Below are 15,225 nucleotides of genomic sequence, written 5' to 3'. Positions count from 1 at the left end.
TTGACGTTTTTATACCTTTAAAGTTAATCTATAGACAGATGTTTAATAAACAAGGAGGAGTTTTTTGTGGTTGCAAAAATTTTAGATGGGAAACATATTGCAAAAGATTATAGACAAGGGTTGCAAGACCAAGTTGAAACTTTAAAAGAAAAGGGATATACACCAAAATTATCCGTTATTTTAGTTGGGAATGATGGTGCAAGTCAAAGCTATGTTAATTCTAAAAAGAAAGCTGCTGAAAAAATAGGGATGATATCTGAAATTGTTCATTTATCTGAAGATACTTCTGAAGAAGACGTATTAAAAGAACTAGATCGTTTAAATAATGATGATTCGGTAAGTGGTATTTTAGTCCAAGTACCTCTTCCTAAACAGGTTAGCGAACAAAAAATTTTAGAAGCAATTAATCCAGAAAAAGACGTTGATGGTTTTCACCCATCAAACATTGGTAAATTATACATTGATGAACAAACGTTTGTTCCTTGTACACCATTAGGAATTATGGAAATTTTAAAACATGCAGATATCGATTTAGAAGGTAAAAATGCTGTCGTAATTGGCCGAAGTCACATTGTAGGTCAACCCGTGTCTAAGTTATTATTACAAGCAAATGCGACAGTAACAATCTTACATTCACGTACTAAAGATATGCATAGCCATTTAAAACATGCAGATGTTATCGTCAGTGCAGTAGGTAAACCTGGATTAGTTACTAAAGACGATGTAAAAGAAGGCGCAGTGATTGTGGATGTAGGTAATACTCCTGATGAAAATGGCAAACTAAAAGGTGACGTTGAATTTGAAGAAGTAAAAGAAATTGCAGGTGCTATTACTCCAGTACCAGGCGGTGTAGGTCCTTTAACTATTACGATGGTTTTAAATAATACATTATTAGCTGAAAAAATGCGTAGAGGCATTGAATAATTTAAATTCAAACGTTTATTATTAAAAAAGAGAGAGACATAATTTCAAATTAATTATGCCTCTCTCTTTTTTTAATAATATATTACATTTATACTGAAACACTTAATTTTGGAACAAATGTTTCATAATGAATATGTTCTTGGCTTACGCCTATTTCTTTTAATACTTCAATCACTGATTGAATAAATTTAGCACTTCCACAAACATATACTTCACTATCATTATTCACATAATTTTCAAGAGTTTCTTTAGTTAAATAACCTTTAGCTTGTCTATCATATAATTCATATTTCGCGTTGTCGTAGCGTTTTGAAATATCTTTTAAATGAGAAGTGAATGGTGTATCGTTAACGTCTCCAGTTACTTGAATAAACTGTGCATGACTTCCATTTTCAGCTACTTTATCAAACATTGAAACAAGTGGTGTGACACCAATACCCGCACCAATAAATACTTGTGGTTGATTTTGGTTAACCACACCAAATGGACCTACTGGAGCTGATAAGTTAATATCATTTCCTTCTTTTAATTCATCATGTAAAATAGTTGAAACTTCACCTTCATGGTCTGTAGATACATCACGTTTGACAGCAAAAGTTAAATGATTGTTATCGCCACTAACAATTGAATAGTGACGTTTTGCACGATAAGGCATTTTTTCACTACTTACATCAACTGTAATATATTCTCCTGGTGTAAATTGACTTAAATCATATTTATCTGATACTACAGTAAAGGATTTAATATCAGATGAAAGTTGGTCAATTTTTTCTATTTTAAATGGTTGGAAACCTTCCCATAACATTTTACTATAAATATCTTTTTCAACTTGAATAAATACATCAGCAATTTCTTGATATGCTTTTTTCCAAGTTTGAATAATAGGATGACTATCTTCTAATCCTAAAACAGCTTTAATTGCTTCAATTAAGTTTTCTCCTACGATATCATATCCAGCTGGTGGTACTTGCAACGCACAATGTTTATATGCAATTTCTTTAACAACTGGCAAAATATTTTCTAAATGCTCAATATTAACTGCAGCTGCTAATACACTTTGAGCTAAAGCAGTAGATTGGAATCCTTTTTGTTGGTTAGTTTGGTTAAACATATTTTTTAACTCTGGATGTTGTTGAAACATTCTATTGTAAAAATAAGAAGTGATCTCTGTTCCTCTTTCTTGTAATACTGGAACAGTTTCTTTTACAATTCCTTTTTCTTGTTCTGTTAACATTCAAATCCACTCCTACTTAAAATTATATGTGTAAAATATATTTATTTACTACAAATATATTTTAGTACAATACTTATTATAATGTAATATAGATTTTTTTAAATTCACAGAACTTTCATTTTACATAAATTTAATATTTATTTATCTTAAGTTCATTTAAATTTAATCTTGAATAAGCTATATTAAGACTATAGTATGATGTTAAAAATCAGAAATTAAAGTATAGTTAAATTATTCAAATGACTTATTACATTCGGAGGTTAACGTAATGAATAAACTCATACAATCTCTTTCAGCTCTCGGTGTCTCCGCTACTCTTGTGACTCCAAATTTAAGTGCAGAAGCTACTTCAAATCATACTCCACAGCTTAAAGGAGTAAACGATATTGTTATTGAAAAAGGTCAAGATTATAATGTATTAAATGGAATTAGTGCCTATGATAAAGAAGATGGTGATTTAACACATAAAATTACAGTTGATGGTCACGTAGATACGTCAAAAGTAGGTACTTATAAAGTAAGATATAATGTCATCGACTCAGAGGGAGCCGAAGAATCATCAACACGTTACATAAAAGTTAAATAAATGTGTCAATTTTCTGAAAAAGACGAGATGAATATCTCGTCTTTTTTATTTAATTTTTATTGTAAACGCTAGAATTGATAATGTTTCTCAAATGTAACGAACAATTTTCTATTTTTGACATTTTTCACAGAATAGACACATAATTTTAACAAACCTTACATTCCCCGTCATTCCTATTGTTACTAGTTTTTTCCTATTTATTATTGTAATTTTTTTCTAATAAGGTCTTGTAAATATCGCGTAATAAACTAAAATTAATGGTAAGCCCTACATTTGTAGTATTAGGAGGTCAAAAAAGTGTCAAAATTTAAGTCGTTGCTTCTTATGTTTGGCACACTAATTTTACTTAGTGGTTGTTCAAACATAGAAGTGTTTAATGCAAAAGGGCCAGTAGCAAGTAGTCAGAAGTTCTTGATTATTTACTCAATCATCTTCATGCTTGTTATTGTTGCTGTTGTACTTACTATGTTCGCTGTTTTTATTTTCAAGTATAGTTACAATAAAAATGACGAATCTGGTAAGATGCACCACAATTCTTTAATTGAAACAATTTGGTTTGTGGTACCAATCTTAATCGTAATTGCTTTAGCTATTCCAACAGTTAAAACATTATACGATTACGAGAAACCACCTGAAAGTAAAGAAGACCCATTAGTTGTCTATGCAGTTAGTGCCGGATATAAATGGTTCTTTGCTTATCCAGAACAAAAGGTTGAAACAGTGAATACATTAACTATTCCTAAAAACCGTCCAGTTGTATTTAAATTACAATCTATGGATACAATGACTAGTTTCTGGATTCCTCAATTAGGTGGTCAAAAATATGCCATGACTGGCATGACAATGAATTGGACTTTAACAGCCGATCAAACTGGTACATTCAGAGGACGTAACTCTAACTTCAATGGTGAAGGTTTCTCTCGCCAAACATTTAAAGTTCACTCTGTAAACCAAAAAGATTTCGATGCTTGGGTTAAAGATGCTAAAAGTAAGAAAACTATTAGCCAAGATGAGTTTGATAAACAAATCTTACCAAGTACTCCAAATAAAGAATTAACATTTAGTGGTACTCACATGGCATTTGTCGATCCTGCAGCTGATCCAGAGTATATCTTCTATGCATATAAACGTTACAACTATACTCAAAAAGATCCTAACTTCGTTGCTGAAAAAGATCTTTACAAAGATGTAACAGATAAACCTCAAAAACCAGCTCGTAAGGTAACAGTTACAAATGTCAACTATCCTCGTCATGGTATGAAGCCAATGATTTTAGGCAACGATGACCCTTACGATAGTGAGTTCAAAGATGAAGAAACTCACAACGCTAAGGAAATGGAAAAAATCAATAAAGGAGCTAAAGACGAGAATGCGTCTAAAGCAGATAATGATCATGGAGGTGAACATTAATGAATTTTCCATGGGATGAATTACTCGTTAAAGGTAACTGGATGATTACTATGGCACAAATTGGTGCCCCATTCTTAGTTATCGGTTTAATCGCAGTAATTACTTATTTCAAATTATGGAAATATCTATACAAAGAATGGTTCACATCCGTAGACCATAAAAAAATCGGTTTAATGTACTTAATTTGTGCAGTATTAATGTTCGTTCGTGGTGGTATTGATGCGTTATTACTTCGTACTCAATTAACTATTCCGGATAATACTTTCTTGGAATCAAATCACTATAACGAAATTTTTAGTACGCACGGCGTTATCATGATTATCTTTATGGCTATGCCATTCGTTTTCGGTTTATGGAACGTTGTTGTTCCTTTACAAATTGGGGCTCGTGATGTGGCATTCCCTGTAATGAACAACATCAGCTTCTGGTTATTCTTTGTTGGTATGATTTTATTTAACCTATCATTTATCGTAGGTGGATCACCAGCAGCTGGTTGGACAAACTATGCTCCACTAGCAGGAGAATTTAGTCCTGGTCCAGGAGTTAACTACTACTTAGTAGCAATTCAAATTTCAGGTATCGGTACTTTAATGACAGGTATTAACTTCTTTGTAACAATACTTAGATGTAAAACACCTACTATGAAGTTTATGCAAATGCCTATGTTTACTGTAACTACTTTTATTACGACATTAATCGTAATTTTAGCATTCCCAGTATTCACAGTTGTTCTTGCTTTAATGACAGCTGATAGAGTATTCGGAACTCATTTCTTTACAGTAGCAGATGGCGGTATGCCAATGTTATGGGCAAACTTCTTCTGGGTATGGGGGCACCCTGAAGTTTATATCGTTATCTTGCCTGCATTTGGTATTTATTCAGAAATTATTCCAACATTTGCTCGTAAACGTTTATTCGGTCACCAAAGTATGGTGTGGGCAACTGCTGGTATCGCGTTCTTAAGTTTCTTAGTTTGGGTTCACCATTTCTTCACAATGGGTAATGGTGCTTTAATTAACTCATTCTTCTCAATCTCAACAATGTTAATCGGTGTACCTACCGGAGTTAAATTATTTAACTGGTTATTAACATTATATAAAGGACGTATTACTTTTGAGTCACCAATGTTATTCTCATTAGCCTTTATCCCTAACTTCTTATTAGGTGGGGTTACTGGTGTAATGTTAGCAATGGCATCAGCTGACTATCAATATCACAACACTTATTTCTTAGTAGCTCACTTCCACTATACATTGGTTACTGGTGTAGTATTTGCCTGTCTAGCTGGTTTAATCTTCTGGTATCCTAAAATGATGGGTTACAAATTAAATGAAAAATTAAATAAATGGGCATTCTGGTTATTCATGATTGGATTTAACGTATGTTTCTTACCACAATTCATTCTTGGTTTAGACGGTATGCCACGTCGTTTATACACATATATGCCATCTGATGGTTGGTGGTTATTAAACTTCATCTCAACTATCGGTGCATTAATGATGGCAGTCGGCTTCCTATTCTTAGTAGCAAGCATTATCTACAGCCACATTAAATCTCCACGTGAAGCAACTGGAGATAACTGGGATGGTTTAGGTCGTACTTTAGAGTGGTCAACAGCTTCTGCTATTCCACCTAAATACAACTTCGCAATCACTCCAGATTGGAATGACTATGATACATTTGTTGATATGAAAGAACATGGTCGTCATTTCTTAGACAATCATAACTACAAAGACATTCATATGCCTAACAACACACATACTGGTGTATTTATGGGTATATTCATGTTAGTTGGTGGTTTCTTCTTAATCTTCGAATCTATCATTCCATTCCTAATTTGTGTAGCTGGTATCTTCGGAACTATGATTTATCAAAGTTTCGTACAAGATCACGGTTATCATATTCCAGCTTCTGAAGTTGCTGAAAACGAAGCACGTTTAAGAGAAGCACGTATTAAAGAAAGGGAGGCTGTAGGTCATGAGTCATGATACAAACACTATTGATTCACGTACGCATGAAGGTCAATTGAATAAACTTGGCTTCTGGATTTTCCTTACAGCCGAATTTGCATTATTCGGTACCCTATTTGCAGCGTTATTAACGTTGCAACATGGGGGCGGTTACGGTGGTAAATTGACAACTGAATTGTTTGAATTACCACTTGTCCTAATCATGACATTTGCCTTATTAATCAGTTCTTATACTTGTGGTATTTCAATTTACTACTTACGTAAAGAAGAAAAAGGTAAAATGATGTTTTGGATGATTTTAACAGTAATCCTTGGCTTAGTATTTGTCGGATTCGAAATTTATGAATTTGCACATTATGCTTCTGAAGGTGTAACACCTAAAGTAGGCTCTTACTGGTCAAGTTTCTTCATCCTATTAGGTACACATGGTGCCCATGTTTCATTAGGTATCGGTTGGATTATTTGTTTATTAATCCAAGTAGCAACACGTGGATTAAATAAATTTAATGCTCCAAAATTATTTATAGTAAGTTTATACTGGCACTTCTTAGATGTTGTATGGATCTTCATCTTTACTGCCGTATATATGATAGGGATGGTGTATAGCGGATGAACACAATCGTAAAACATACAGTTGGCTTTATTGCTTCAATCGTTTTAACGTTATTAGCAGTTTTTGTAACTCTATACACAAACATGACATTCCATGCTAAAACAACAATTATCTTTGGTTTTGCTTTCATCCAAGCTGCATTACAATTATTAATGTTCATGCACTTAACTGAAGGTAAAGATGGACGTTTACAATCTGCCAAAGTTATCTTTGCGATTATTATTACTTTAATCACAGTTATTGGTACTTATTGGGTTATGCAAGGTGGACATTCTAGTCACTTATAATTCAATTTCTACCTTTCTTAAAAAGCCTGTACGAGTTTTTTAACTTGTACAGGCTTTTTGTTTTGTTTATATTAATTACTTCTTTGTGTATGATAGATATAAGAAAAAGTAAAAATCTTTGGAGGTGTATTCATGTCATTACCTATTATTATTGATACTGATCCAGGTATAGATGATGCAGCAGCAATCGCTCTTGCATTATCTCATACAAAATTTGATGTCAAAATGATTTCTACTGTAAATGGAAATGTAGGTGTTGAGAAAACCACAGCGAATGCTTTAAAATTAAAAGCCTTTTTCAACAGTGAGGTCCCTATTCATAGAGGAGCTTCTCAACCATTAATAAGTGAAATACAAGATGCTAGTCATATTCATGGAGAAAGTGGTATGGATGGCTATCAATTCCCTACAATTTCTACTTCAGATTTAGCGTCTTCTCATGCTGTAGAAGCTATGAATGAGATATTAAGTCATTCTAATGAACCTATTACTCTTGTAACTTTAGGCCCTTTAACAAATATAGCTCTACTTTTTAATACGTATCCTGAATGCAAAAACCATGTTAAAGAAATTATTATGATGGGTGGTAGTACTGGAAGAGGTAATGTTACTCCCCTAGCTGAATTTAATATTTATTGTGATCCTGAAGCAGCTCATATCGTTTTTAATGCTGGTTTACCTTTAACGATGATTGGCTTAGATTTAGCGCGTCAATCATTATTTACTCATTCTTATTTAGACACTCTTAAAGATAAAAACAACACAACACAAATGTTGTATCATATTTTCCAACACTATCGCGGTGAAGATTTTAAAGAAGGAATAAAACTATATGATGCATTTACGATTCTTTATTTACTTGATCCTAAGAGTTATGAAATTAAAGAAGCAGATGTGCAAATTGAATTACAAGGGTCACTGACTCGTGGTGCTACTGTAGTTGATTTTGAATCTTCCTATCCTAATTGTTCTGTAGTCGTATCAAGTATAAATGAACATTATAAAACAATATTTTTAAATACTTTAAAAAATTAAAGGTCGAAACAATTAATGTTCCGACCTTTTAATATTTAATTTTACTCTTATTGATAATAAGATTGTTGATTTAGTATTTTATGATAAATATATGAGATTCGATTTTCATTTGTTACTTTAGAATTATCACCTATATTTGAAGCAAGTACGATGACATAATGTTGATTGAAATAGACGGTAAATATTTGTCCATAGAATACACCATTAATTCTGTTATATTGCGGTGTAACATAAAATCCGTAACGATAAGATTCAGGATATGCTGTTGTTCCTAATTGCTGAGTCAGTGGTATTGACACTGATTCACTAAAAATATTATTATTTTTTAAATTATTTACTAAATGAGCCATATCATATGTTGTCATATATAAATTACCCGCTCCATAATATTGAGCTAATATATTTGGTTTCATAGCAGTTAATTTACCGTCAATCATTTTATATCCTGTAGCCATATATTTTTTATATGGTTTTTCATTAAAGAAAGCACTATGTTGTAAACTAAATGGTTGTGCTAAATCATCATAATAATTCGCAGCATAGGGTTTATGTGTGACTACTTCTATTACTTGAGCAAGCACTAAGTAATTAGCATCATTATATAAATGTTTATGATAAAATTTTTCATCAATTCCCCTTGCTTGTATTGCATGTACTGCACCATCAAGACTTTTAGTTTTAGGAGAAGCTTCAAATTTATATAGCCCACTTCTATGTAACATTAGATCTTTTAAAGTTATCTTTTTTGTCGTTTCAAACCAAGGTAAATATTTAGTGACAGAATCATTTATATTCACTTTATTTTCATTTTCTAATTTTTTTAGAATTAATCCAGTTGTAAATTTCTGTGCGGAACCAATTAAATACATTGTATTTGGTGAGTTTTTAGTTTTATGATGAAAATTTTGATAACCGTATCCTTTATTCAACTTTAATTTACCATTTTCAAGAACTGTAACTGCCCCATTAAAATGAATTGCTTTTAAATATTCATCAATATTTTTGATATGTGGTTCTTCGACTTCAATTATCTTTAAATGTGGCAATTTCGATACATGATAATCTCTTTTTTGTAAATACGTTTTATTATCATTAATTTTGTTATATTCTGTATCTTTATGATTTGTTTTATATACTTTCATTAAGAATATAACGAATAATGTTACTAAGATGATTAAAACTATGATTAATGTTATTATTTCTATTCTTTTTTTCATTTGCTGCCTCATTACAATTTAATAAAAACTATTAACTCTACACTATTTTATTAATTTTTTATTCTTTCAATAAATTATATTATATATTATCCCCCCTAAAATATCATCTTTAATATATCTTACTCCGACTATTTTTTATTACATCATTCTTTAGACCGATAAAGTAAATTTTCAAGCCTGCTTCATTGTAAATAAAAGTTTTTAAACATTATCTTTTTATATTAAAATTAAGTTGTAATTTTAGCCAATTAGTAATACAATTTATGGCTATGGGAGTAATAATTATTATTCTTTTATATTAAAATGGTATGATTAAATTATTAACTTATTTTTTTAATAAATACGTATAGGAGCACATAATTATGAATCGTTTTTTAAAATATTTTATGATGCTATTAACATTATTACTTATTGTTGTTCCTGTCATTTTTATTGTCAATTTATATCATCATTCTGAGAATGCTTTGCAATCTTCATATAATAAATCTGATGCAAAACGTCATTCTACTTTAAGAAATAGCAAAATAAACCCTTCTAAAAACGCTATATCAATATTATTTCTTGGGATAGACGATAATGAAGGTAGACGTAAAAATGGTCAAACGACTGAACATTCAAGAACTGATTCAATGATTTTAGCAACACTTAGTCCAAATAAACAACAAATCCGTTTATTAAGTATTCCTCGTGATACAATCAGTTATATTCCTAAAGTAGGTTATTACGATAAAATCACACACGCACATGCCTATGGAGGTCCTATTGCTACTATGGATACTGTTGAAGCCACACTTAATGTCCCTGTCGACTATTATGTTCGAATTAATATGGATGCCTTTGTTCAAGCAGTAGATAAATTAGGTGGTATTTATTACGATGTACCTTATGATTTAGATGAACCTAACACAGATGATACTGGAAGAATCAAAGTTAAAAAAGGGTATCACAAATTAAATGGTGATGAAGCTTTGGCTGTAGCACGCACGCGTCATCACGATTCAGATTTGAAACGTGGCGAGAGACAAATGGATTTAATCAAAATTTTATTTCAGAAAGCAAAAAATTTAGATTCATATGACAGACTAGATGAACTCGTTCAAATAGTAGGTAAAAATGCTAAACATAACCTAACAACGGAAGAAATTAAATCGATAGCTTCAATTTATTTATCTGATAATATAGACTTTAAAAAGTCTCAACTTAAAGGTGACAATGATTATTTAAATGGTATCTACTATTATCACCCTAGCATTAAGAGCATATTAAAATATTCAAATTTATTGCGTTCTGATTTAGGACTATCTAAAATAACAGATAAGAATGATTTATTGGATGAAAGAGTCATTAAACATTATGGCAATCTAGTACCGTTAACACCTATTGATTCGTTTCTGTTAGAAAATAGTCAAAAAGATACCACAACAGATGAAAACTCTATTCAAAATAATGATACTAACCCTTCTACGCAATCACAATCAGAACAAAATCCATCTGATAGTACTATGGTTCAGCAAGATCAAACGAGTAATCAAGTCAATAGCAACAATCCAGACAACTCAAACGACTTCAACAATCAAAATGAAATAAATCAATTATATTAATTTGAGAGGAGCACGTAGAATGTCACGCAAAACATATGAAAAAATTGCTAATATTAACGGTATGTTTAACGTATTAGAACAACAAATTATTCATAGTCAAGACATGGCTTTATTCAGAAGTGAATTCTTTTATGTTAATCATGAACATCGTGAAAACTATGAGGCATTATTAGTATACTATGGTGAAAATTCAGTGAATCCAATTGTAAATGGAGCTTGTTACATTGTTGCTTTACCTGAAATTTTTAATAAAGTAGATGTATTTGAATCTGATTTACCCTTTTCTTGGGTATATGATGAAAATGGAATTACAGAAACAATGCAAAGCATTAGTATTCCTTTGCAATATTTAATTGCAGCTGCTTTAGAGGTGACAGACGTTAATCTTTTTAGACCTTCAGGTTTCACTATGGGTATGAATAACTGGAACATCGCACAATTAAGGATCTTTTGGCAATATTGCGCAATTGTTCGCCAAGAAGCATTATAATTTATTACTCCTTTTTACTTTTTAGTAAAAGGAGTTTTTTTTCTATATTTAAATAATATAAAATGATTCTATACAATGATTGAGTTTATTTAATTTAAGAGAGTAGGTAAATGTCACATGTTTAGAGAAGTAATTAATCAATCTATGCTTTCTGACTGTTTTGAAATTAGAAAGTCAGTTTTTGTAGAAGAGCAAGGGGTTCCATTAGAAAACGAATTAGATGCATTTGAAAATACTTCTACTCATATTATTGGATATCACGATAATCATCCATTTGCTTGTGCACGATTTCGTCCATATGAAGATGGTATAAAAGTAGAACGTGTAGCAATTTTAAAACCTTATCGCAATAAAGGATTCGGTAAAACATTAATGAACACGATTGAAAGTATTGCAAAACGAAAACATCATCATAAACTTATTTTAAACGCACAACTACAAGCTAAACCGTTCTATGAAAAACTAGGTTATGTTAGTATTGGTCTTCCTTTTCAAGAAGAAAATATTGTTCATATTAAAATGTATAAAATAATTTAAATTATATTTTTCGATACTTGAATTCCATTTACACCAGCTAGATATTTTTTAAAAACAAAATTAAATTTAGTTTACAAATTAGTTAAAAATAATTACTCTTACTTTTCTTGACGTTATAATAAAAAAGTAAATTAAAAAAGGAGCAACTATTATGTCGAAAAAATTTAGCTTTAAATTCCCATCAATGATCGCCCTTACTTTATTTGGTGCAGCATTTACTACACATCATGCTGAAGCCTCTGAAAACAAACAAGAGGCTGCTAATAATGTAATCGATGATCAACAAAATATTGAAAATGCCAATGTAGCTAAACATCAAGTCAGTAATGCAGCTCAAAATATCTCTGGGGTGCAAACTTACCAAGACCCTACATTAGTAAAATCAAATACTACTAATAATACATACACATATGATGCAAAATTAGATCACTTAAATCAATCAGCGTCATCTCAAAATAACTCAACGCGTTCTAATACTAATGATACACTTAAAAACAATGATACAATTTCAAATTATCAATCTGATAATACAAAACATAATAATAATGAAGTAGCTACTACCTCTACTACTTCAACTGATTCAACTAAATTAGTTACATCAGCAGAGTCTAATAATAAAATAAATTCAAATCATGTAACTACTGAAACACAACCAACTCATAATGAAAGTGCTCAAGTTTCAAATACACAAAAGTTAAATACAGATGAGCCTAAAACAACATTAAATAACGTAGATAGTCAAAACAATAGCATATCAAAAACTCAATCAAGCACTACTTTCGTTAATAATAAGCAACAAAAAGTAGATGATGATACGACAACGACAAATAATGACAATAATAAAGTATCAACATCTTCTACTTCTACTACTGAAAGTGACAGTACGTCTAACAATTTATCAAATAAATCAGACAACACTACAGTTAACAATGAAGATACTACTCTTCAAAATAATAATACTCAAACTTCACCAATGCATAATACTTTAAAAGTACGTGCATACAGTGCAGCTTTAAATAATACTAATGTTAATAATAAAACTACAACTTCAACTCAATCAAATGATGCATCTGTCTCTGACTCTACATCATCAGTGTATAAAGGTATCGGTGGAAAAGGTGGTCCAGCTACAGTAAGTACATATTCAACTACTTCTTCACTACCAAAATATGTACCACAAGTTAAATCTTCAATTAATAATTATATTCGCTCAAATAATTTGAAAGCTCCTTCGATTGAAGAACATTATACATCTTACTTCCCTAAATATGGGTATCGAAATGGAGTAGGAAAACCTGAAGGCATCGTCGTTCATGATACTGCAAATGACAATTCAACGATTGAAGGCGAAATTAATTATATGAGAAATAATTATACAAATGCGTTTGTACATGCATTTGTAGATGGAAATCGTATTATTGAAACTGCCCCTACTGATTATTTATCTTGGGGAGCTGGACCATATGGAAATAATCGTTTTATTAATGTTGAAATTGTCCATACACATGATTATGCTTCATTTGCACGTTCAATGAATAACTATGCAGATTACGCTGCTACACAATTACAATATTATGGATTAAAACCAAATAGTGCTGAATATGATGCTAATGGAACAGTATGGACTCATTATGCTATTAGTCGTTATCTTGGAGGTACAGATCACGCTGATCCACATGCCTACTTGAGTAATCATAATTATAGTTATGATGAATTATATGATTTAATTAACGAAAAATATTTAATTAAAATGGGTAAAGTTGCACCATGGGGTACAACATCTACAAATAATTCAACTCCTACTACTAAACCAAGTGTAAATAATAAAAAATTAACAGTAACATCTAATAATGGCTTAGCTCAAATTAAATCAGATAATAGCGGTCTTTATACTACTGTATATGATTCTAAGGGAAAAACAACGAATCAAGTTCATAATACTTTAGCAGTTACAAAATCTGCACAGCTTGGTAAAGATAAATATTACCTAGTATCCGATTATAATAGTGGAAAATTATATGGATGGGTTAAACAAAGTGAAACGATTTATAATAATACTACTTCTAAAACAAAAGTAAATAAATCGTATACTATTAAACCTGGAACGACACTATACACGGTTCCATGGGGTAATTATAATCAAATTGCTGGAACAGTATCTAAATCAAATCAATCTCCATTTAAAGCGAGTGCATCACAACAAGTAGGTAAATCAACTTATGTATATGGTTCAGTAAATGGTTTAACTGGTTGGGTAAGTAAATATTATTTAAATGATATTCAAAACAAAGCGGATACAACTAATGTACTTAATGTTTCTCAATTAAATAACACTTTAGGACAAGTAGCTAAAAAAAATAGTGGTGCTTACACAACAGTATATGACTCATCAGGAAAAATAAATCCTTCTATTAACGGTAATACTTATCGTGTAACTAAAAAAGCGACATTAAATAATAAAAACTTTTATTTGATTTCTGACTTTAATGGTAATCAATCACACGGTTGGATTCCTTCATCAGAAATTAATATTCAAACTACAACACCTATAAATGATGGTATTAAAAATTACAATATCAAAGGAAATAGTAATATATATGAAACACCTTGGGGCAGTTCGTCTCAAATTAAAGCAACTGTTCCTTCAAAGGGAGATGTTCTAAAATCTATAGACGCTTTAAAAGTAGGCTCAAATACGTATCTTCACGGTGTTATCAATAATGTTTGGGGCTGGATTTTATCAGACGATGTTCAAACTGTAAAAACGAGTCAAAAAACAAGTAGTGTTCAAACTGTTTCAAAAATTGCTCAAGTAAATTCAACAAATGATGGTATACGTTCAAGTATTTACGATGCAAGTGGTAAGCATGCAAAGCAATATGCTAACAAAACATATGTTGTAACTAAAGAAAAAAAATTAGATGATAATACATATGTTTTATTATCTAGTACTTCTGGAAATACCCCATTAGGTTGGTATAATGTTAAAGACTTAAATATTAAAAATTTAGATAAAGAACAAAAAGTGAAAGGTACTTATACTGTCAATCAAAATAATAAGGGCTTGTATACGATTGCTTGGGGCACTAATCAACAACGATTAGATAAAAACAACATTGCTAATCAAACTTTCACAGCTTCTAAATCGACAATTGTTGATGGTAAAACGTATTTATACGGTACAGTTAATAATCAAACAGGTTGGATTGCACTAAATGATTTAACTAACGCTTCATCTTTCGATACAGTAGAAGACTATAACGATGATTTAGTTATAACTAATGGTAATAGTTTTTACTATGACGACCCTACTTCAGCTAA

General features: G+C 31.0%; 13 protein-coding genes. 11 read left to right on the top strand and 2 right to left on the bottom strand.

The annotated features are described in order from the left end of the window. Positions 1 to 66 precede the first annotated feature (66 nt). Positions 67 to 924, top strand: coding sequence for a bifunctional methylenetetrahydrofolate dehydrogenase/methenyltetrahydrofolate cyclohydrolase FolD (folD, locus tag HMPREF2930_RS06070; protein WP_017175773.1), 858 nt, complete (start codon positions 67 to 69; stop codon positions 922 to 924). An 88-nt stretch (positions 925 to 1,012) separates the two neighbouring features. Here the strand turns inward: folD and HMPREF2930_RS06065 are convergent, their stop codons facing one another. Then, the gene (locus tag HMPREF2930_RS06065; protein ID WP_017175774.1) at positions 1,013 to 2,158 is read right to left on the bottom strand and encodes a globin domain-containing protein; all 1,146 of its coding nucleotides are present in this window, start codon (positions 2,156 to 2,158) and stop codon (positions 1,013 to 1,015) included. 268 nt (positions 2,159 to 2,426) lie between these two features. Here HMPREF2930_RS06065 and HMPREF2930_RS06060 point away from each other — a divergent pair, with 268 nt between their 5' ends. The 6 genes from HMPREF2930_RS06060 (at position 2,427) to rihC (ending at position 8,059) form a co-directional block, all read left to right on the top strand. Further along, a complete protein-coding gene (locus HMPREF2930_RS06060) occupies positions 2,427 to 2,744 on the top strand; it encodes a DUF5011 domain-containing protein (protein WP_017175775.1) in 318 nt (105 codons plus the stop codon). 297 nt (positions 2,745 to 3,041) lie between these two features. Continuing rightward, a complete protein-coding gene (gene qoxA / locus HMPREF2930_RS06055) occupies positions 3,042 to 4,154 on the top strand; it encodes a cytochrome aa3 quinol oxidase subunit II (RefSeq protein ID WP_017175776.1) in 1,113 nt (370 codons plus the stop codon). Then, complete coding sequence (qoxB, locus tag HMPREF2930_RS06050; protein ID WP_017175777.1) at positions 4,154 to 6,142, top strand: cytochrome aa3 quinol oxidase subunit I; 1,989 nt, start codon at positions 4,154 to 4,156, stop codon at positions 6,140 to 6,142. Before qoxA ends, qoxB begins: the two co-directional genes overlap by 1 nt. Continuing rightward, positions 6,132 to 6,737, top strand: a complete 606-nt coding sequence (gene qoxC / locus HMPREF2930_RS06045; protein ID WP_017175778.1) for a cytochrome aa3 quinol oxidase subunit III — start codon at positions 6,132 to 6,134, stop codon at positions 6,735 to 6,737. The genes qoxB and qoxC overlap by 11 nt, the downstream gene beginning before the upstream one ends. After that, positions 6,734 to 7,024 carry a cytochrome aa3 quinol oxidase subunit IV gene (gene qoxD / locus HMPREF2930_RS06040; protein WP_002448242.1) on the top strand — a complete coding sequence of 97 codons (291 nt, stop codon included), beginning with the start codon at positions 6,734 to 6,736 and terminating at the stop codon, positions 7,022 to 7,024. The genes qoxC and qoxD overlap by 4 nt, the downstream gene beginning before the upstream one ends. A gap of 132 nt (positions 7,025 to 7,156) precedes the next feature. Beyond that, the gene (gene rihC, locus HMPREF2930_RS06035; protein WP_017175779.1) at positions 7,157 to 8,059 is read left to right on the top strand and encodes a ribonucleoside hydrolase RihC; all 903 of its coding nucleotides are present in this window, start codon (positions 7,157 to 7,159) and stop codon (positions 8,057 to 8,059) included. Between the two features lie 47 nt (positions 8,060 to 8,106). On the opposite strand, the gene HMPREF2930_RS06030 is transcribed toward rihC, so the two are convergent. After that, positions 8,107 to 9,276 (bottom strand): serine hydrolase domain-containing protein, encoded by a 1,170-nt coding sequence (locus tag HMPREF2930_RS06030; RefSeq protein WP_017175780.1) that lies wholly within the window; start codon positions 9,274 to 9,276, stop codon positions 8,107 to 8,109. 362 nt (positions 9,277 to 9,638) lie between these two features. On the opposite strand from HMPREF2930_RS06030, the gene HMPREF2930_RS06025 reads away from it, so the two are divergent. The 4 genes from HMPREF2930_RS06025 to HMPREF2930_RS06010 form a co-directional block, all read left to right on the top strand. Further along, positions 9,639 to 10,877: an LCP family protein gene (locus HMPREF2930_RS06025; RefSeq protein ID WP_017175781.1), complete on the top strand. Its 1,239-nt coding sequence runs from the start codon at positions 9,639 to 9,641 to the stop codon at positions 10,875 to 10,877. Between the two features lie 19 nt (positions 10,878 to 10,896). Then, positions 10,897 to 11,367, top strand: coding sequence for a DUF2538 family protein (locus HMPREF2930_RS06020; RefSeq protein ID WP_002448219.1), 471 nt, complete (start codon positions 10,897 to 10,899; stop codon positions 11,365 to 11,367). A 117-nt stretch (positions 11,368 to 11,484) separates the two neighbouring features. Then, positions 11,485 to 11,904 (top strand): GNAT family N-acetyltransferase, encoded by a 420-nt coding sequence (locus HMPREF2930_RS06015; RefSeq protein WP_017175782.1) that lies wholly within the window; start codon positions 11,485 to 11,487, stop codon positions 11,902 to 11,904. 151 nt (positions 11,905 to 12,055) lie between these two features. Beyond that, positions 12,056 to 15,225, top strand: a 3,170-nt coding sequence (locus HMPREF2930_RS06010; RefSeq protein ID WP_256278346.1) for a peptidoglycan recognition protein family protein, incomplete at its 3' end; no start/stop codon positions are given.

This window comes from Staphylococcus sp. HMSC068C09 (assembly GCF_001813735.1).
GTDB classification, from domain to species: domain Bacteria; phylum Bacillota; class Bacilli; order Staphylococcales; family Staphylococcaceae; genus Staphylococcus; species Staphylococcus hominis.
This window is presented reverse-complemented; position numbering and strand designations above follow the sequence as displayed.

What these genes read in the sequence shown, in the direction of transcription:
- HMPREF2930_RS06020 (WP_002448219.1), top strand. Translation starts at nt 10,897, where the DNA reads ATGTCACGCAAAACATATGAAAAAATTGCTAATATTAACGGTATGTTT.
- HMPREF2930_RS06060 (WP_017175775.1), top strand. Translation starts at nt 2,427, where the DNA reads ATGAATAAACTCATACAATCTCTTTCAGCTCTCGGTGTCTCCGCTACT.
- qoxC (WP_017175778.1), top strand. Translation starts at nt 6,132, where the DNA reads ATGAGTCATGATACAAACACTATTGATTCACGTACGCATGAAGGTCAA.
- HMPREF2930_RS06065 (WP_017175774.1), bottom strand. Translation starts at nt 2,158, where the DNA reads ATGTTAACAGAACAAGAAAAAGGAATTGTAAAAGAAACTGTTCCAGTA.
- qoxB (WP_017175777.1), top strand. Translation starts at nt 4,154, where the DNA reads ATGAATTTTCCATGGGATGAATTACTCGTTAAAGGTAACTGGATGATT.
- HMPREF2930_RS06025 (WP_017175781.1), top strand. Translation starts at nt 9,639, where the DNA reads ATGAATCGTTTTTTAAAATATTTTATGATGCTATTAACATTATTACTT.
- qoxD (WP_002448242.1), top strand. Translation starts at nt 6,734, where the DNA reads ATGAACACAATCGTAAAACATACAGTTGGCTTTATTGCTTCAATCGTT.
- HMPREF2930_RS06015 (WP_017175782.1), top strand. Translation starts at nt 11,485, where the DNA reads ATGTTTAGAGAAGTAATTAATCAATCTATGCTTTCTGACTGTTTTGAA.
- HMPREF2930_RS06030 (WP_017175780.1), bottom strand. Translation starts at nt 9,276, where the DNA reads ATGAAAAAAAGAATAGAAATAATAACATTAATCATAGTTTTAATCATC.
- rihC (WP_017175779.1), top strand. Translation starts at nt 7,157, where the DNA reads ATGTCATTACCTATTATTATTGATACTGATCCAGGTATAGATGATGCA.